The organism is Sphingomonas sp. GW821-FHT02B09 (genome assembly GCF_059421875.1).
The window spans coordinates 187539-201258 of the sequence record NZ_JBWKVV010000005.1 but is presented as its reverse complement, the minus strand read 5'-3'; the positions used below and the strand labels follow the sequence as shown (position 1 = coordinate 201258).

General features: G+C 62.6%; 22 protein-coding genes. 4 read left to right on the top strand and 18 right to left on the bottom strand.

Annotated elements, in window-relative coordinates:
• Nucleotides 1-156: 156 nt before the first annotated feature.
• The 4 genes from AC07U4_RS19105 to AC07U4_RS19090 all read right to left on the bottom strand — a co-directional run bounded on the left by AC07U4_RS19105 (nucleotide 157) and on the right by AC07U4_RS19090 (nucleotide 4005).
• Nucleotides 157-1275 carry a DUF2493 domain-containing protein gene (locus tag AC07U4_RS19105; protein WP_495196550.1) on the bottom strand — a complete coding sequence of 373 codons (1119 nt, stop codon included), beginning with the start codon at nucleotides 1273-1275 and terminating at the stop codon, nucleotides 157-159.
• Nucleotides 1276-1353: 78 nt separating this feature from the next.
• Nucleotides 1354-1812 (bottom strand): DUF736 domain-containing protein, encoded by a 459-nt coding sequence (locus AC07U4_RS19100; protein WP_495196549.1) that lies wholly within the window; start codon nucleotides 1810-1812, stop codon nucleotides 1354-1356.
• Nucleotides 1813-2971: 1159 nt separating this feature from the next.
• Nucleotides 2972-3655, bottom strand: coding sequence for a TIGR02391 family protein (locus AC07U4_RS19095; protein WP_495196548.1), 684 nt, complete (start codon nucleotides 3653-3655; stop codon nucleotides 2972-2974).
• A gap of 32 nt (nucleotides 3656-3687) precedes the next feature.
• Entirely contained in the window at nucleotides 3688-4005 is a 318-nt protein-coding gene (locus AC07U4_RS19090; RefSeq protein WP_495196547.1) for a hypothetical protein, read from the bottom strand.
• A gap of 203 nt (nucleotides 4006-4208) precedes the next feature.
• On the opposite strand from AC07U4_RS19090, the gene AC07U4_RS19085 reads away from it, so the two are divergent.
• From AC07U4_RS19085 to AC07U4_RS19075, 3 genes are all read left to right on the top strand, one after another.
• Nucleotides 4209-4451: a hypothetical protein gene (locus AC07U4_RS19085; RefSeq protein ID WP_495196546.1), complete on the top strand. Its 243-nt coding sequence runs from the start codon at nucleotides 4209-4211 to the stop codon at nucleotides 4449-4451.
• Nucleotides 4452-4734: 283 nt separating this feature from the next.
• Nucleotides 4735-4947 (top strand): hypothetical protein, encoded by a 213-nt coding sequence (locus tag AC07U4_RS19080; protein WP_495196545.1) that lies wholly within the window; start codon nucleotides 4735-4737, stop codon nucleotides 4945-4947.
• A 101-nt stretch (nucleotides 4948-5048) separates the two neighbouring features.
• Nucleotides 5049-5465, top strand: coding sequence for a hypothetical protein (locus AC07U4_RS19075; RefSeq protein WP_495196544.1), 417 nt, complete (start codon nucleotides 5049-5051; stop codon nucleotides 5463-5465).
• A gap of 13 nt (nucleotides 5466-5478) precedes the next feature.
• Here AC07U4_RS19075 and AC07U4_RS19070 read toward each other — a convergent pair whose 3' ends face one another.
• The 4 genes from AC07U4_RS19070 to AC07U4_RS19055 are packed head-to-tail and all read right to left on the bottom strand — an operon-like array spanning nucleotide 5479 to nucleotide 6836.
• On the bottom strand, nucleotides 5479-5751 hold the full coding sequence (locus AC07U4_RS19070) for a hypothetical protein (RefSeq protein WP_495196543.1): 273 nt from the start codon (nucleotides 5749-5751) through the stop codon (nucleotides 5479-5481).
• Between the two features lie 4 nt (nucleotides 5752-5755).
• The gene (locus tag AC07U4_RS19065) at nucleotides 5756-6046 is read right to left on the bottom strand and encodes a hypothetical protein (RefSeq protein ID WP_495196542.1); all 291 of its coding nucleotides are present in this window, start codon (nucleotides 6044-6046) and stop codon (nucleotides 5756-5758) included.
• Nucleotides 6047-6062: 16 nt separating this feature from the next.
• A complete protein-coding gene (locus tag AC07U4_RS19060; protein WP_495196541.1) occupies nucleotides 6063-6470 on the bottom strand; it encodes a response regulator in 408 nt (135 codons plus the stop codon).
• A gap of 36 nt (nucleotides 6471-6506) precedes the next feature.
• The gene (locus AC07U4_RS19055) at nucleotides 6507-6836 is read right to left on the bottom strand and encodes a hypothetical protein (RefSeq protein WP_495196540.1); all 330 of its coding nucleotides are present in this window, start codon (nucleotides 6834-6836) and stop codon (nucleotides 6507-6509) included.
• Between the two features lie 186 nt (nucleotides 6837-7022).
• Here AC07U4_RS19055 and AC07U4_RS19050 point away from each other — a divergent pair, with 186 nt between their 5' ends.
• Nucleotides 7023-7487 carry a hypothetical protein gene (locus AC07U4_RS19050; RefSeq protein WP_495196539.1) on the top strand — a complete coding sequence of 155 codons (465 nt, stop codon included), beginning with the start codon at nucleotides 7023-7025 and terminating at the stop codon, nucleotides 7485-7487.
• Nucleotides 7488-7494: 7 nt separating this feature from the next.
• Here AC07U4_RS19050 and AC07U4_RS19045 read toward each other — a convergent pair whose 3' ends face one another.
• The 10 genes from AC07U4_RS19045 to AC07U4_RS19000 all read right to left on the bottom strand — a co-directional run bounded on the left by AC07U4_RS19045 (nucleotide 7495) and on the right by AC07U4_RS19000 (nucleotide 13684).
• A complete protein-coding gene (locus AC07U4_RS19045) occupies nucleotides 7495-7740 on the bottom strand; it encodes a hypothetical protein (RefSeq protein ID WP_495196538.1) in 246 nt (81 codons plus the stop codon).
• Between the two features lie 156 nt (nucleotides 7741-7896).
• Nucleotides 7897-8265 (bottom strand): hypothetical protein, encoded by a 369-nt coding sequence (locus AC07U4_RS19040; RefSeq protein ID WP_495196537.1) that lies wholly within the window; start codon nucleotides 8263-8265, stop codon nucleotides 7897-7899.
• Entirely contained in the window at nucleotides 8262-8507 is a 246-nt protein-coding gene (locus tag AC07U4_RS19035) for a hypothetical protein (RefSeq protein WP_495196536.1), read from the bottom strand. Before AC07U4_RS19035 ends, AC07U4_RS19040 begins: the two co-directional genes overlap by 4 nt.
• A 308-nt stretch (nucleotides 8508-8815) precedes the next feature.
• Nucleotides 8816-8995: a hypothetical protein gene (locus tag AC07U4_RS19030; protein ID WP_495196535.1), complete on the bottom strand. Its 180-nt coding sequence runs from the start codon at nucleotides 8993-8995 to the stop codon at nucleotides 8816-8818.
• A gap of 95 nt (nucleotides 8996-9090) precedes the next feature.
• Nucleotides 9091-9486: a hypothetical protein gene (locus AC07U4_RS19025; RefSeq protein ID WP_495196534.1), complete on the bottom strand. Its 396-nt coding sequence runs from the start codon at nucleotides 9484-9486 to the stop codon at nucleotides 9091-9093.
• A 26-nt stretch (nucleotides 9487-9512) separates the two neighbouring features.
• Complete coding sequence (locus AC07U4_RS19020) at nucleotides 9513-10055, bottom strand: hypothetical protein (RefSeq protein WP_495196533.1); 543 nt, start codon at nucleotides 10053-10055, stop codon at nucleotides 9513-9515.
• Nucleotides 10052-10642, bottom strand: coding sequence for a hypothetical protein (locus AC07U4_RS19015; RefSeq protein ID WP_495196532.1), 591 nt, complete (start codon nucleotides 10640-10642; stop codon nucleotides 10052-10054). The genes AC07U4_RS19020 and AC07U4_RS19015 overlap by 4 nt, the downstream gene beginning before the upstream one ends.
• On the bottom strand, nucleotides 10639-11022 hold the full coding sequence (locus AC07U4_RS19010) for a hypothetical protein (RefSeq protein WP_495196531.1): 384 nt from the start codon (nucleotides 11020-11022) through the stop codon (nucleotides 10639-10641). Before AC07U4_RS19010 ends, AC07U4_RS19015 begins: the two co-directional genes overlap by 4 nt.
• A gap of 120 nt (nucleotides 11023-11142) precedes the next feature.
• Nucleotides 11143-13419, bottom strand: a complete 2277-nt coding sequence (locus AC07U4_RS19005; protein WP_495196530.1) for a DNA cytosine methyltransferase — start codon at nucleotides 13417-13419, stop codon at nucleotides 11143-11145.
• An 82-nt stretch (nucleotides 13420-13501) separates the two neighbouring features.
• Nucleotides 13502-13684: a hypothetical protein gene (locus tag AC07U4_RS19000; protein WP_495196529.1), complete on the bottom strand. Its 183-nt coding sequence runs from the start codon at nucleotides 13682-13684 to the stop codon at nucleotides 13502-13504.
• Between the last annotated feature and the right edge of the window lie 36 nt (nucleotides 13685-13720).

The following is a 13720-nucleotide window of genomic DNA, read 5'->3' as shown; positions in this document are numbered from 1 at the left end:
CAGCCGCTCGCCTGGCGTGGGGGAACCGTAGGGTTTCCCCCACAAAGCGACGGTGGCGAAAAGGGGCCAGCGCCGGGGGTCGCCCGTCGCTGGCCTAGTCATTCCTGCCAAGGAAAGGGGAGGGCGGCGCGAGGGGGGGCGCGCCGCCCGATGGGATCAACCGAACGCGGCGCGCTTGGTTGCGACGGGCGCGGGGGCCTGATCGTCGATCCGGAAAGCGTGGGTTGGGATGCGGGCGGTTTTCAGCACCTGCAACAGGTTGGATTGCAGCCCGGAACCCTGACAAACGATAGCCTCGACCGGGTTAAGGGCGGCAAGCTGTTCGTTGCGAACGAAGCCCGCGCGCTTGCCATAGCGGCCCGTTTGCGGGGTGAAGGCAACGACCGTCACGCCTCGGCTTGCGGCCCATGCTGCGGCGATGGCGTCGCATCCTTTCCGCTGCGCGGTGGTGCACAAGGTCATGTGCGGTACGCGCGCCTTGATCTGGTCGAGCCGGTCCCAAAGCTGTTGGAAGTCGTGCCACTCCGCGCCACCCGAAAAGACGACAAGCGGCCCGGTGGGGTTGCGCTTCTCGCGGTGGTCCTGCGCGCGCGCTTTCAGGAAGTCGATTGCAGCGATCTGGCTTGCGGTTCCGCCGCTCGAAACCTTCGATCCGCGCGCCGGGGACCATGGGTGGCCGGTCTGTGCGCGGTAGCAGTCGGCGGCATAGTCGCGCATGCACTCGATAGCGGCGCGCTGTTCCGTTTTGGTCTGGGCGCGGAGTTGCAATTCCTCCATTTCGACGGCGTAAATCTCCGACGGATCATAACGGCGGGTCATTTCGCCAAGGTCGGCGCAAAGCCGGTCCTCTTCGCGTTCCAGCTTCTGCGCCTCGTAGTGAAACGAGTTGACGAAGCCCCATGCGATCGCCTGCGCGCTCGTCTCTAGGCGGGTGTCGCGGAACAGGTCGAAAAGGGTCGCCATGATCGCCGCGCAATCGTGCTGCGCCTCGATCGGCTCGGGCATGTCCAGTTCCTGACGGTCGCCGCCCATCTCGACGATGGAAAGCGCGCCGACGTCGCCGAACGCATCCTGAAAATTCGTGGTCGCGGTCGCCTCGGCGTAGCTCTGCGCGATCTCGTCGGCCGCATCGGTCGCGGTCGTGTCGTGCTCGGCGTTGTCGTCTGCGGGGTCGCAATCGTGGGTGTTCGTGCGCGCTGCGCTGGCGTCGGTCGCGAGGGCTTCGCCCAAAGCGGCAAAGCTGGTAAAGCGCGGGGAGGTCGTTTCCTTGGTCATGGCGTCAATCCTTGGCAAATGGTGGCGGCTAGGGTCGGGGGAGGGTTGCACCCCTCTCCCCGCCCGTTTCGGTCGAGATTACATCTGCGGGACGTAATCGGGGTCGTTGACGTTGGCGTCTGCGATCTGGCCATCGGCGGTCGCATTGCCCGCGAAGTCGTCGGCGGTGTTGGCGCGGGTGCGGCGACCGGTGCGGCTGCCGTCGAGGTTCTCGCGGCGCGCGGTGGGGCGGTTCCAGACGACGCGATAGCCTTCCTCGACGTCGCCAAAGAGCATGATCTGAAGCGGCTCGGGGAGGCTCGGGTCGTCCAGCTTGCCCTGATAGAAGCTCTCGCCGCTGCTGTTGCTGGTCATTTCCCAAAGCGCGCCGATCTGAACCCAACGCTTCGCGACGTTCAGGACCATGATCTCGAAGGCGGGCGCGCGCTCGTTGGTGCTCTCGACCGGGCGAAGACCCAACCGCGAAAGATCAATCGTGGCGGTCGCGACCGAACCGAGCAGCTGACCATTGACCGACTTGAAAGAACCGATGTTCATAGTCTTAACTCCATCTAGCGGGGGCCTGTCCCCCTGTTTGCCGGTGCTTGGGGCCTTTCCCCTTCCGGCATCTTTCTTTTACCCCCTCCTCTCAAAGTATTGAAGCGCATTGTTTTCTTGACACTAAAGTCATCGTACACGGTGAGTCCGAGCACAAATAGCTCCCGACTAGGGAGCGTAAATAAACAAATCAAAGATGCATTGATCGCCTATGCGATCAATTCTTCTTTTACTGTGCTGATGGGCAAGGCCCGGCCTCTGTTCTCATCGCACCCGGAGCCGTCCTCGCAGGGGCTCAAGAGGCAGGCACGGCCGACGGGGTCAACATGAATGACGGAGGCTCCGCCCCGCTTGCGGGGTGGAAACCGTAGGGCCTTTAGGCCCGGTATTCTTGTTGAGGCGTCTTCAAACAAACAAAAGCATTGTCCGCTTCGCGGACAATACCCCTTTGACGCCGACCCCGTCGGACGGGTCTGGCACGCCGAGACACTGGGAGACGGCGCAGGGTGCGATGAGAACATAGGCCCACAAAGCACTCATCATGCGCCTAGCGCATGATTCAACAGCCGCAGGCTGCCGGCGATGAGCGCGATCCTGGGGACGACGTGAGGAGTAGGCGCACCAGCTCGCCCCACACCTTCCGCGAACATGGCGCACGAGCCGCTCTCAGCGCGTCCCGGGAGCCCGACAAGTGATTGTACCCGATAGGGCCGAGACCCGCTCTTCGCGGGGCTCGGGGAGCCTCTTGGCGACTATTGAACGGTCCCGCCCTCTTGGGCGGGATGTCCCATCCCTTTCTGCCTTCCTTCCTGCATCGGGACCAACAGGCGGCTTCACCGAAGATGATGCGTGGCCTACGATCCAGCTCGCAAGCCAGCCAAAGGATCGCGAATGTCACGAGCCACCACGAGCTATCCCGCTATCGCCGCGGTTTTGCTGGCAGCATCGATGCTCAGCGCATGTGGTGGTGAACCAACCGCGACGCCCAACGCCTCGGCGAGCACGCAGCCAGATACCGTCGTCACCAGTCGTTCGCAGGGTAAGGCAGTGCCGAACCCCCGGCGGGGAAGTTACAAGAAATCCGACCCGAACGAGCAATGGGGCTACAAAACCCCAAACTGAGGCTCGTTGCATTGAGGATCCGCACCTGACTGCGGGATTACGCCTCGCTGCGGGCCCCGCGATGCGACCGCGCGGCGTCAACGATCCGCATTAGGTGGCTGGCCACGATCAGCTGCTCCGCGGGCTCAGCGGGCCCGTTGTAGCTGACTTCACGGTGACCGACGGGATTTCGGAAAAGGCCGAATGCGCCGGCAAATAGCTGGCTTACCGCCTCCTTCTCGGCGTCGTGCATGTCGGGATCCGTGAGCGGGCCGGTCTGCTTGTGAAAAGCTGCGCGCATCAACTGGGTGCCGGTCCCCTCGCACTCGCTCGCCTCGGCGACCGCGATCTCCAAAGCCTTGAAGGCAGCGAAAACCGCAACATCGTAGTTGCCGGCGATGAAGTGGTGCCACGCCTTGTCCGCGATCGTGGTGTGCAGCAGCTCGCGGGGCAGATTGGCGGCCTGTCGATGCTTGGCGAACCCGTCGTCGAGTAGGAGAGCCTCCGCGCGTCGAGACAATTCGACCACGCCGACGCTGCGATTGCTGGCGGACGGGATCAGTAGCCCTTGTGCTTCTGCCCACGCCCACGCCTCAGCGACGGCTTGGCCAACGCGAGGACCTGCGTTTTCGTCGAACCCGCCTAGGACATTCACCTGCGCGTGACGGCCAGTGAAGGGGAGCTCGTTGAGGTAACGCAGAAGGTATTCCGCCACTTCGGCCGGTTGCAGGGCCAACAGCACGTCGTTGTCAGGAAACGGGGGAGGCAGGTTACTCATCCGACATGACGTCGCTCTACGCGCGGCGCCGGCCTACGCAGGTGCTGGAATGCCGCGACGTTCGGAAATAGCAGCTTGGGCAGGTCGAGCAGCCAACCCGATGCCGTCCAGCAGCCGATACAGGCGACCAGCCAGATGGCCATATATGAGCGCCCGTCGAAATAGGGCAGGGCAGCGTAGGAGTTGGCCAGCCAGACGAACAAGGCGGCGAAAAGGAAGACCCGTTTCCAGGTGTAGCGATCGGTGATGCGCCGCAGGCTGCGCTCAACGTCCTCTGGAGAGCGCCACGGGGCGTTGCTTTCAATCGGCTTCACAGCGTCCTCCATCATCGTGGTCAGTTTAGACCGACAGCCTTCGGCAAGATACCCGCGGAGAGGCATGTGCCCCACGAGCCCCCCCCCCGAGGCTCACTGGGAGGTAGCAGCCATCCAATTGATCGTTCGCGATCGCCCTTCCTTATGCGATAAGTATGATCTGGCCGCGCTATCGCGGTGGATGCTTCTTAGGAGCAAGGCGGATGAAGTTGCGCCTCACGGTATCCTTCTTGGTCGTTGCGGTATTGGTCGCGGCCGATGCGTTGCTTGCAGTCTGGGCGATACAGTTCGCCCGCGAGCTATTCCCCGGCTATCTCGAACCATTGGCCATTTCAGTCGTGAGTGTCGCGGCATTGGGTCTTGGCGGAGTTATCGTCACAGCGGGCCAATCACTGCTTGCGGCATGGCTCTGTGACGGTCTGCCGGACAAAGCCGAGCTTTTCTGACAGATCGAGTTATGCAGATGGAATAACGCGCCCGGTCTATCCTGCCGACCGACGGGAGACACCTTGCTCGATCAATGCGTCGCTTGCGGGAGCCAATTTCAGACAAAAAAAAGGGCCGGCGTGAGCCGACCCGGAAAGGTTTAGGAGAGGATGCCTGAAAGGCATCGCCATGCTGCATCTGCGAACGGATTGGTGCAAGTGCTAAGGCGCTTGGAAACGCAGAATTTCATAACGATATCGGGGAGGCGCGGCGATCAGCCGCCTGCCTATTTGACCGAGGTTTATGACCGACCCGCGTGTAACGACGATTGAACGTGCCTTCCAACTGGCGAAGGCTGGAACCTGCCGCTCCATCAGCGATATTCGCAATCAGCTATCCGCCGAAGGTTATGATGGCATCCATGGCCACCTGGACGGCATGAGCATCAAGCGTCAGCTTAACGCGGCGCTGGCCGCCCGCGGCGTTACTCCAAGCGCAAGCGACGACGAGGACTGATCTCGGGTGCCGCGTCGATAGCGTGGTAATCAAGTTCGCCGGCGATGACCGGTCTCCCCGGATACGGTAAGGGCAGGGCGAGCCCCTCACGGAGATGCGGTATGATTGCGACGACGACTTCGGCGACGATCTCGCGCTTCGCCGAGGCCTGGCGCGTGCGGGACCAACGAGAAGGCGACGTGGCCCATCCACAAGCGGAGCGTGAGGCCGAAGTCCTGTTGCGCCAGTACGTCGTGAGCGTCGCGCTGCTTGCTATGGGGGTCGTCGCAGCCGTGGCGACGGCTGTCAGATCTCCACCGTCCGCCGCTTCTGCGATCGCTGCGATCATAAGCGCGCTTGCGTTTGGCTATGTGCTTGTTCTGACCGAGCTCACGGCTGTGCCTCAGACGCTCCAGACGATTCCGGGCCTACGTTCGGCACGATTGAGGCGGTTGCGTTTCGCCGCTGCTGTGATCGCAACAGTCGAGCCCGCGCTGCCGCTAATCTTAGCCGCGGGTGTCGCCGTAGCATCGATGTGAGGTATGCACCCGGTTAGCGCGTGCGCCCCGACATGTCGGCCCAGTTGTCGATATCGTGGCCGGCTTCCTCTCGGATCTCGTACATGTCCGTGCGTGTAAGCCGGCCGTCAGACCATGCCGCGCGATACGCGGCGTCGCCGCGCGGCCCGGTCTTCGAGAGCGTGGTGGCGTGACGCTGTTCCGTCTGACTGACCGGCATGTAGTTCGCAGCGATCAATCCGGTGAGGCTGACGGATGTGAGTGTGATCGCAATCAGGCGGACCCGTCGCGCGTCGAGCTTCTGCATCGGATCAGGCCCGCTGAAGGATGCCGAGGCGCGACCGGACCACTGCCGTCGCGATGACGTAGGTCGGAATGGCGAGGATGGCCGCCAGACCCCAGACCCACAGGCTGGCGTCCGTGTAGATCAGCGCTCCGACGATTCCAGCCCAATAGATAGCTTCGATCAGGTGCATGAAGGCGTTGAGGTAATCTCGACCATTCGTTCGCGGAATGGTGAACCGGTCTTGCCGCGGCTTGGCCATGTCGGGGCGCTCCCGTTGATAGTTGCGTGAACATACGGAAAGCCAGTCCAAATCCAAGCGCGGTCGCCTGCGATCAGATGGCGGTTCTCAGCGGCTCGGGCTTCTTCCCGTCGGGTAAGGTTTCGCGGAGATGGCCGTGGACCATCGCCGCGCTGAACGGCTTGGAGAGGAACGTGGCCTTCTCCGGCATGTCACCGGCCTCCGGGCCGACGCGCCCGCTGGCGATGACGATCTCGATCCATGGGTAGGTTTCGGCGACGTGGCGCGCGAGCCCGAAGCCGTCGGTGTCGCCGGGCATGTCAACGTCGGAGAAGAGGAGGGTGATCGTGTGGGCGAACTCGGGGAGCATAAGGATCGCAGCGTCGCCATCATCCGCTTCATGTGTCCGGAAGCCTGCATCTTCCAGAATGCCGCACGCATCCATGAGAATGATCGGGTCATCGTCGACGACGAGGGCGTAGGGCTTTGTCGATGCTTCCATCTGCTATGAACCATCGATCTGGTGGAAGGTCGCCGATTAACGGACATATTCTTCACGGCCGACATTCCCACGATAGTACGTCTCGGCGCGGCGACGCTCCCTGATCGCCAACGCCGCGAATGCGATCGCATATGCGAACGCTGCAGCCAGTGAGACAACAAGAGGGGCACCGAACGCCGCAAGCGCGATAACCAAGGTCGGTCCTACCATGCTCAGCAGCATGAAGCCTTGCGATGAACCTGGAGCACGCAAACCGTCACGGTTCGTGCGCCAGTTGGCACCTCGACCCGCCCTTGTGGAAGCTCGCACGTTCCAGAACCCGGTCGCCATCGCGACGGCGATCGCTAGAATAAGCAGAATGTGCATCCCGATGACTCCGGCGTGAGAACAGACCCTGCGGTTCAGAGGCTTCGTCGGTCAAGCGCGGTGACCTGGCGGTGCTTATAACAGCGACGATGTCGCTTTTCATCATATCGGAGTTACCCACTACGTCGAAAAGGACTTGCGCACCCCGTTCACGTTATGTTCAATGCCCGCCACAGGAGGACGACCATGAAGTTGAAGGACGCGATGCGCGGCTATGATTACGATCTGCCGCTTCTGGATGCGCTGAACGATCCGCAGCTGTCGGTCGATCGCCGGGTACTCGCCGGCGCGACGATCGGCGTCGGCCTGGACGTGGCGTATTTCGCGATCCGCGAGCTCGAGGAGGCGTTTGCGGCCTTGGCGAACGATCACAACAACGGGATCGAGCAGGGTGCCGGGTTCGAGGACGTCTCCGAGATCCTGAAGGCGCAGAGCCCGTTCCAGATGCGCCTCTGGCATCTGCTGGACGTCACGCCGCTCCAGCTCGCCCTCGAGGATCTGGCGTGGCTCAAGAGCCTAGCCTATCGCCGCGGCCGCATGGCAGCGGTGGTTCGCGACGAGAATCTGCCGATCACCTACATGACCGACGAAGCTCTCTGCGAGGGCGTTACCGCTTCGGAGTTGATGGCTCGGATTCAAGCGAGCAGCTGACCTGGTCTCAGGCGACCAACACCTGCATTGTTTCGGGAGCCTGCGGCGACTGCCGCGAGACACGAAAAGGCTGGTCGGCGTTGCCGGTGCGGACGACAAACTGGTCGACGCCGGTCGCTTCCCGCAGCTGGACTGCGACAGCGTAGGCGTTCTCGAATGAGGCCAGCGAACGACGGACAAGGACTGTGTTGAGCATGGCGCGGTACTCGTTGGTGTGTCCAGAACAGGCACGCGCCATGGCGCGGCCATTCATGGATTGTTGAACATGTTAGGTATAACAAAGGGAGCGGACCGGATTCGACGCTGTCGCGTTTAATCAGTCCATCCGCCGTTTCGACGGAGGATCCTTTGACGACGGGGTCGGAACCGCTGCTATCGGTTTCGGCCCCGTTTTCGCATCGGCGATCGATCAGGCATCGGGCGCGCGCGCCGCGGCCCAAAGCAGGAGAGCGGTAACCGCGATCCAGATCGCGACGAAGGCGATCTCTGTCCAAAGGCTCAGACGATTGATCGTGGTCACCGAGGCGGGTCCGCTTTGGTTCATTCGGATATGCGCGGGAAGCAGGCGGAGCAGGGTGATACCCTGGCCGGCGTTCACGACCCCGACGAGCAGCGCTGCGATCAGGAGTGGCGTTTGCTTCCAACCGAAGCCTGCGACGATCAGCACCGCGGCCGCCACGGTTGCCCCCAGCTGTAGGTTGAGCAGCCTGAGCTTCTTTCGGACCAGGAGGTCGATCCGTTCTCGAACCTCGGCCTCGCGTTGATGACGGTGGTTCATCGCGGCATCATCATCCCGGTCGCCAGTCCGACCACATACCCGTCATCCTGAGCCTTCTGTTTAGCCTGCTGTGCAGGTGTCAGTGGCGGAGGTGGTGGGGCCATGGTGACGGTGACGGTTGCGGCAAGTGCTGCACAGACGGCCGGACCGCCAACGACACCCAGCACGCGCTGGCTCACGATCCCATAGGAATAGCACATAGAGACCATGATGATGGCAATGATCGAGATTGCGAACACCAAGTGAGCATCTATCATAGTAGTGACTCCGCAATATCGGTTATATGCGGCGGGTTGCCAGCTAAACGCAATGATCGTAACGGTATGCCTCGCGTCGATGTCGCACATTACATCGGCTGAACCGGGATAAGACGCGATTTTACATAACAATTATTATCGGTCTTGAAACCTCGTACTTACTTAGTCCGATTTAAGGCGTCGCTGGACTGATGATCCCCGTTCGGGTTCGCGGCTGTTCAGCGATCGTACCGCGGTTGCCGCTTTAGGCCCTTCGATGACTGCGAGTTAGTCATGCGTTATGCCGTCTCGCCTCAACCGAACAACCATTCACCTAAGTACCACACACCTGCAATAAGCAAGGTGTAAAGGCCAAGGCCCCAAACGAAGACATCGATCTCGCCCTGTTCACTGATTTCCAGCCAAGCCATGATTGCCGTGTCAATCACTCCACACATAATGCCAAACATGCCGACTGTGCGAATGGTGTTCATGCCAGCCAATCCTTTTCGTCGCTTTGTGCCCTGACCTATTCTTGGGCACCATGACGGAAATCTACAGGAACCGCTAGGAGGCGTCGGTAGACTGATTATGCGCGCGGCTTTCTGCGGCTTAGCCATCGATCGAGCCGGTCGAGCTGCTTCGGGACGAGGTAAATGGCGAGCCCGAGAAAACAGAACAGGACGTTACCGAGGAGGTTGTCGGATAGACGGTGCGGAAACGCGCCCTCCCACATCAAGCCAGCGTAAATGCAGGCGAAGCCGATCAGGTATACGATCGCCGCGAATCCTGATGCCCCTACCATCACGAGGCCTGCCACGCCGACCGCATGGTCGTCGATCTGGCCGGTCACGCGCTTGATCATCGCGAATAGGAACCCGATGATCGAGAGAGCCATAGGCAAATCGGCAATGAGCTGGAGCCAATCGATCGCAACATATTCTCCGAAGGGGCCGGAGCCGAGCGCTGAGCCTACCATCGTCATTCTCCCTCACATCGGTCTTACGTCCTTCACCCTCCCCTCTCAATCGCCCGCCGCTCTCGTTCGTGGCGTAGGCGCTCGACCATCGCGACGTCCGAGTGCGACTGGATCAGCCGATCGAGAGCGGCGTCAGGCAGACAACTCGGATCAAGCCTTGGTCCCTTGGACTTAGGCGCGGTGCGTCCGAGAGCGATCAAGCACCGCCTGTTGCGCACCTCGACTAGCAGCGTGCCACGCTCCGCGCGGCTGAAGGCCCGATCAAGGCCGTAAAGCCACCCGGCTGCAGCTTCGACCAGCATGGCCTCGCAACGCTGAAGATCGTCATCGTGACGGCATTCACGGATGCGCTCGACCGTCAGCGCGCGTGCCGTTTCGCGGGTTCGGCGATAGTGATCGCTGCTCGGGCCTTCGAGCGCGAAGAGCCGGTGCATGTGGCGAACCCATGCGCCCATGCTCTCCCACGCAAACGGCTTTGGTGCGTTGCGTCTGTCGGCACGATACGCCCTCATCGGGGCGAGCAAGCGCGGTGGCTTCTTGTCGCCATAGAACAGGTCGGGCTCCCGCCAGCTCATTGGACCGGCTCCAGGTCCCGCAGCTCGGCCATCTCGATCTTCGCCGTCCGTTCCGCTCCGACGGCATCGAAGAAGACATAGCAGTGGTCGTCAAATGGGGCTCCGCACAGGCGCCACACCACGCCCTCCCGACCAAGAAAGCGCTGGATGCCGAATGCAGGATCGACGGAGCCCGGTGCGTCGACCAGGCGGACGCGGCGTCGCACTGCAAGCCAGTTTCCGGCCCTGCGGATGATTGATGCGCGCTCTGCGGGCGACAGGATAGAAGGCCGATCCGAGCGGGGCGGACCGAACGTGGCAGACGGGTCGCCTTGGATCCGCTCCAGCTTCTGCTCGATCGTCTCGACTGGTGGTCGATCCCAATCGGGCGCCGTTCGGTTCCGATGGTAGTGCGTCGTCGCTTTGGATCCGAAGAGATCCTGCTGATACCCGATAATTCGCCGCTGGCGTTGCTCCTCGGCATAGGCGGATCGCCATAGGTCATCCTCGGTTCGTGGACTCGGGCCCTCGTCTGCGAGCCGAACGATTGCCATCAACTCCGTGAACTCGTCCGGAGAAACCGTGGCGAGGTGAGGATTGTACCTCATCGCGGCACATCGAAGCTGGACACGTTCAGTGCCATGTCGTCCAAAACAGCCACCCGCTCGGCGCGCATCCGGGTCTCGCGCGCATCTTCGGCCTCGGCTCTGATCCTCGCGCGCGCGTTTGCCTTTGCTTTGCGAAGTTGGTTCCACGTGAGCCGATCGCCTGGCGCGTAGGAACCGAACATCGTCTCGTGCGAGCTTCTCAGATAGTCGAGCGTTCGGACGCGCGTCTCTGCGGGGAGCGTCGCCAGCTCGGCTTTCAGCTGGCCAAGTGGGATGGTCCGTTCCCAGTAGAGGACGATGGCAAGCCCTCCGACAATGGCGGCGAGCATGAGGACGAGAACGGCCACGTTGACCACCTCCCCTTCTCCGAGCTTTTGCATTTTGCTCTCCTGTTGGTGTCGGCCCTTCGGCCTCTGCGATGGTGGAGCGTTGGCGCGTCGCGCCTCTCTCAGGGGCCGCTTCGGCTCGCCATGAGCGCGACACAGTTTCGGCATCGGCCGTCACCCGTGGATTGGTTCAGCGTCTCTGCCGTGGGTGATCCCCGCAATCGGACTGTGGTCGACCGCCAGGGCCATGCGCAGCGGCGATACCCAGATCGCCTTGTCCGAGAGGGTGAAGGTTTCTCCTAGACGGGCGAGAAGAAGCGCCTCGCCGATTTCCTCGGCCATGCCTTGCGCGGCAGCCGATGGGACGGCGTTACCGATCCATTCCCGTTTTTGCGCATCCGATGATCCCTCCAGCTCGAAGGGCTGAGCCATCGACCACAGGTTGCGCTCGTTATCGAAGCGGAACACCTGGTCAGGGTCGAAGAGAGACTGAAGCGCGGCCAGCTCCAAGGTGGTAAACGGTCGGTGCCACGTCCCGTCAGAGGCGATGATCCGAGCGACCACGCGATCGTTCGGCGCTGGCAATGCCGCCAACGGCTCGGCCGGCGGAATCCGGGGATCCGCTACCGACCATTTCCCTCGGTCGTATTTCGCATAGCCGGGCACGGCGACGCTCGTGTCTTCCCAACGAACGACACCATAGTGCGCTTGGCTGTTGTAGCTGTGCTGGTTGCGCGCGTCGGCACTTAGGCCAACCGGGCGAGGGTCTGCGACGGACAGGGCACCGCCCGCCGGGTGGATAGCGCCCGTGACAACTTTGGCGGAATCGCGGAAGTCCGTCACGGCGAGGATGTTGCGGTGAGTGCCGGACGAATATCCCGGCCTTGGGTCAGCGACCGAAAGCGCACCGGAGCCGACGCGATCCGATCCGGTGATCGTCGGCGCTGCCTGGTCGGCCGCAACGACCTTCATCTTGTTGTGGTGGGCGCCGCTGCCGTGTGTCGGCCTGGGGTCTGCGACCGGCTCCCCGGCTTCGGAGCCGCCAAGGGGTACGATCCGAAATACGTTACCGAAGCTCGGCGCCAGGGTACGAGGATCGGAGACGGCATAGGGTCCGGTTCCGACCGAGACGTCCGCCTTGATGCACGGCGCCGGCTCCCACCACGGCCGCACGCCGAGCTGGACGCTCTTGGGATGGCCGTCGACCCGCGGATCCGCAACGGCATGGGCACCGCCACTCGGCTTCGGGCTTCCGCTGATCGTGGCCGCGCTCTGCGCCCAATCGCGCACGCCGAGGACGTGACGATGCGTGTTCTCGCCGTAATCGGGACGGGGATCCGCAACGCTGTAGGCGCCATTCGTCGGGCCGGTGCGACCTGCGACCGTCCCGGTGTGATCCGCCCATTCTCGGACGCCCAGGACATCGGCATTCCAGTTCGCTGAGACGCGAACATCGGCAACGGAGAAGCGGCCTTGGGCCGGCGAGCGTGCAGAGGTGAGCGTCGGCGCGGTGTCCGACCAATCGAGGACGCCAAGTGCGTTTTCACGCAAAGCCTGCTCGGGTACGATGCCGAAATCCCGGAGATGCCCATCGACGACAGCGAGATCGTTCAGCGCGCGCCAGTCGCGCCCCGCGGGTACGAACGCGAGCCGTACCCATGTCTTCCACTGGAGGGCTGGCACGCGGTGCATGACGCCGGCGACCGGATCGCCGGGCAGTGGCAGCTTGCCGATGACCTCGCCAACGCCGCGCAGCCGCTTCTTGGCGGGCTGGTAGATGAAATTCGGCACCTTTGACGGGTGGCGAAAAAGGCGCAGGAACCGCTTGCGGCTTTGTGCGAGCCCGCCGATCGTCCCGCAATCGTGGATGCTGTCCTCCACGTCGCTCACGACATAACCATAAGCGCGGTAAAGCGCGTCGATTTTCGCGAGAAACCGCGCCCCTCGCGATGATGCAATCCGGGGCACGTTCTCGAAGGCAACGATCGCGACCGGATCGTCACGGTACGCCTCGAGGCTGAGCATCATGCCGCGCGTCGTGAGATCGTTCAGCGCCTGGTATTTGGCCGTCTCGGCAGCGCGGGCCGACAACAAGCCGGAGAAGCCTTTGCAGGGGTAGCTCGCGAACAGGATATCGAGGTGACCGAAGACGCCACGAACGTCCTGTGGCGTGGCCTCGCGCCACCCGGCAGGAGGGGCCTTTCCGTGGAATGCACGGTATTGTTCCTCGTTGAAGAGGTCCATCACCGTGCCCTTCACCCCGGTCAGGCGCTCGAAATTGCGGATTGCGCCCTCATCGACATCGATACCGCCCGCACACTCGAACCGGCCTCGGAGCGGTCCTACGCGCGGATTGGCGGCGTTCATGCCCGCAGCACCTGCGCCGAGGCCGCATGCCATGTGGCCGTGACGGATCACCACCTCGGCGGTCGCGTGCCTGAATGCGTTCATTGTGAGGCTCCCGGATCCCCATGACCCAACAGCCCCTCCCCCCTTCTCTCCATGCCTCCGCGACCGCACACGCTTGCATGGGTTACAGCATCGATCCCGCTGCATCGGTGCTGCGCGAGGCCCCGTCATAACCGCGCTGCCATGCTTGGTGGAGCTTCGTGCCGCGTCGGTAGGCTGGATTGGTGTTGCCCATCACGAAGCTGCGCCAACCGGCCTTTTCGGCCTCCCATTCAGCGTTCGCCGGCGCTGGACCGAGGAGCTGCATGAGGTCGAGGCGCCTATCACGCCGACGGCATTGACG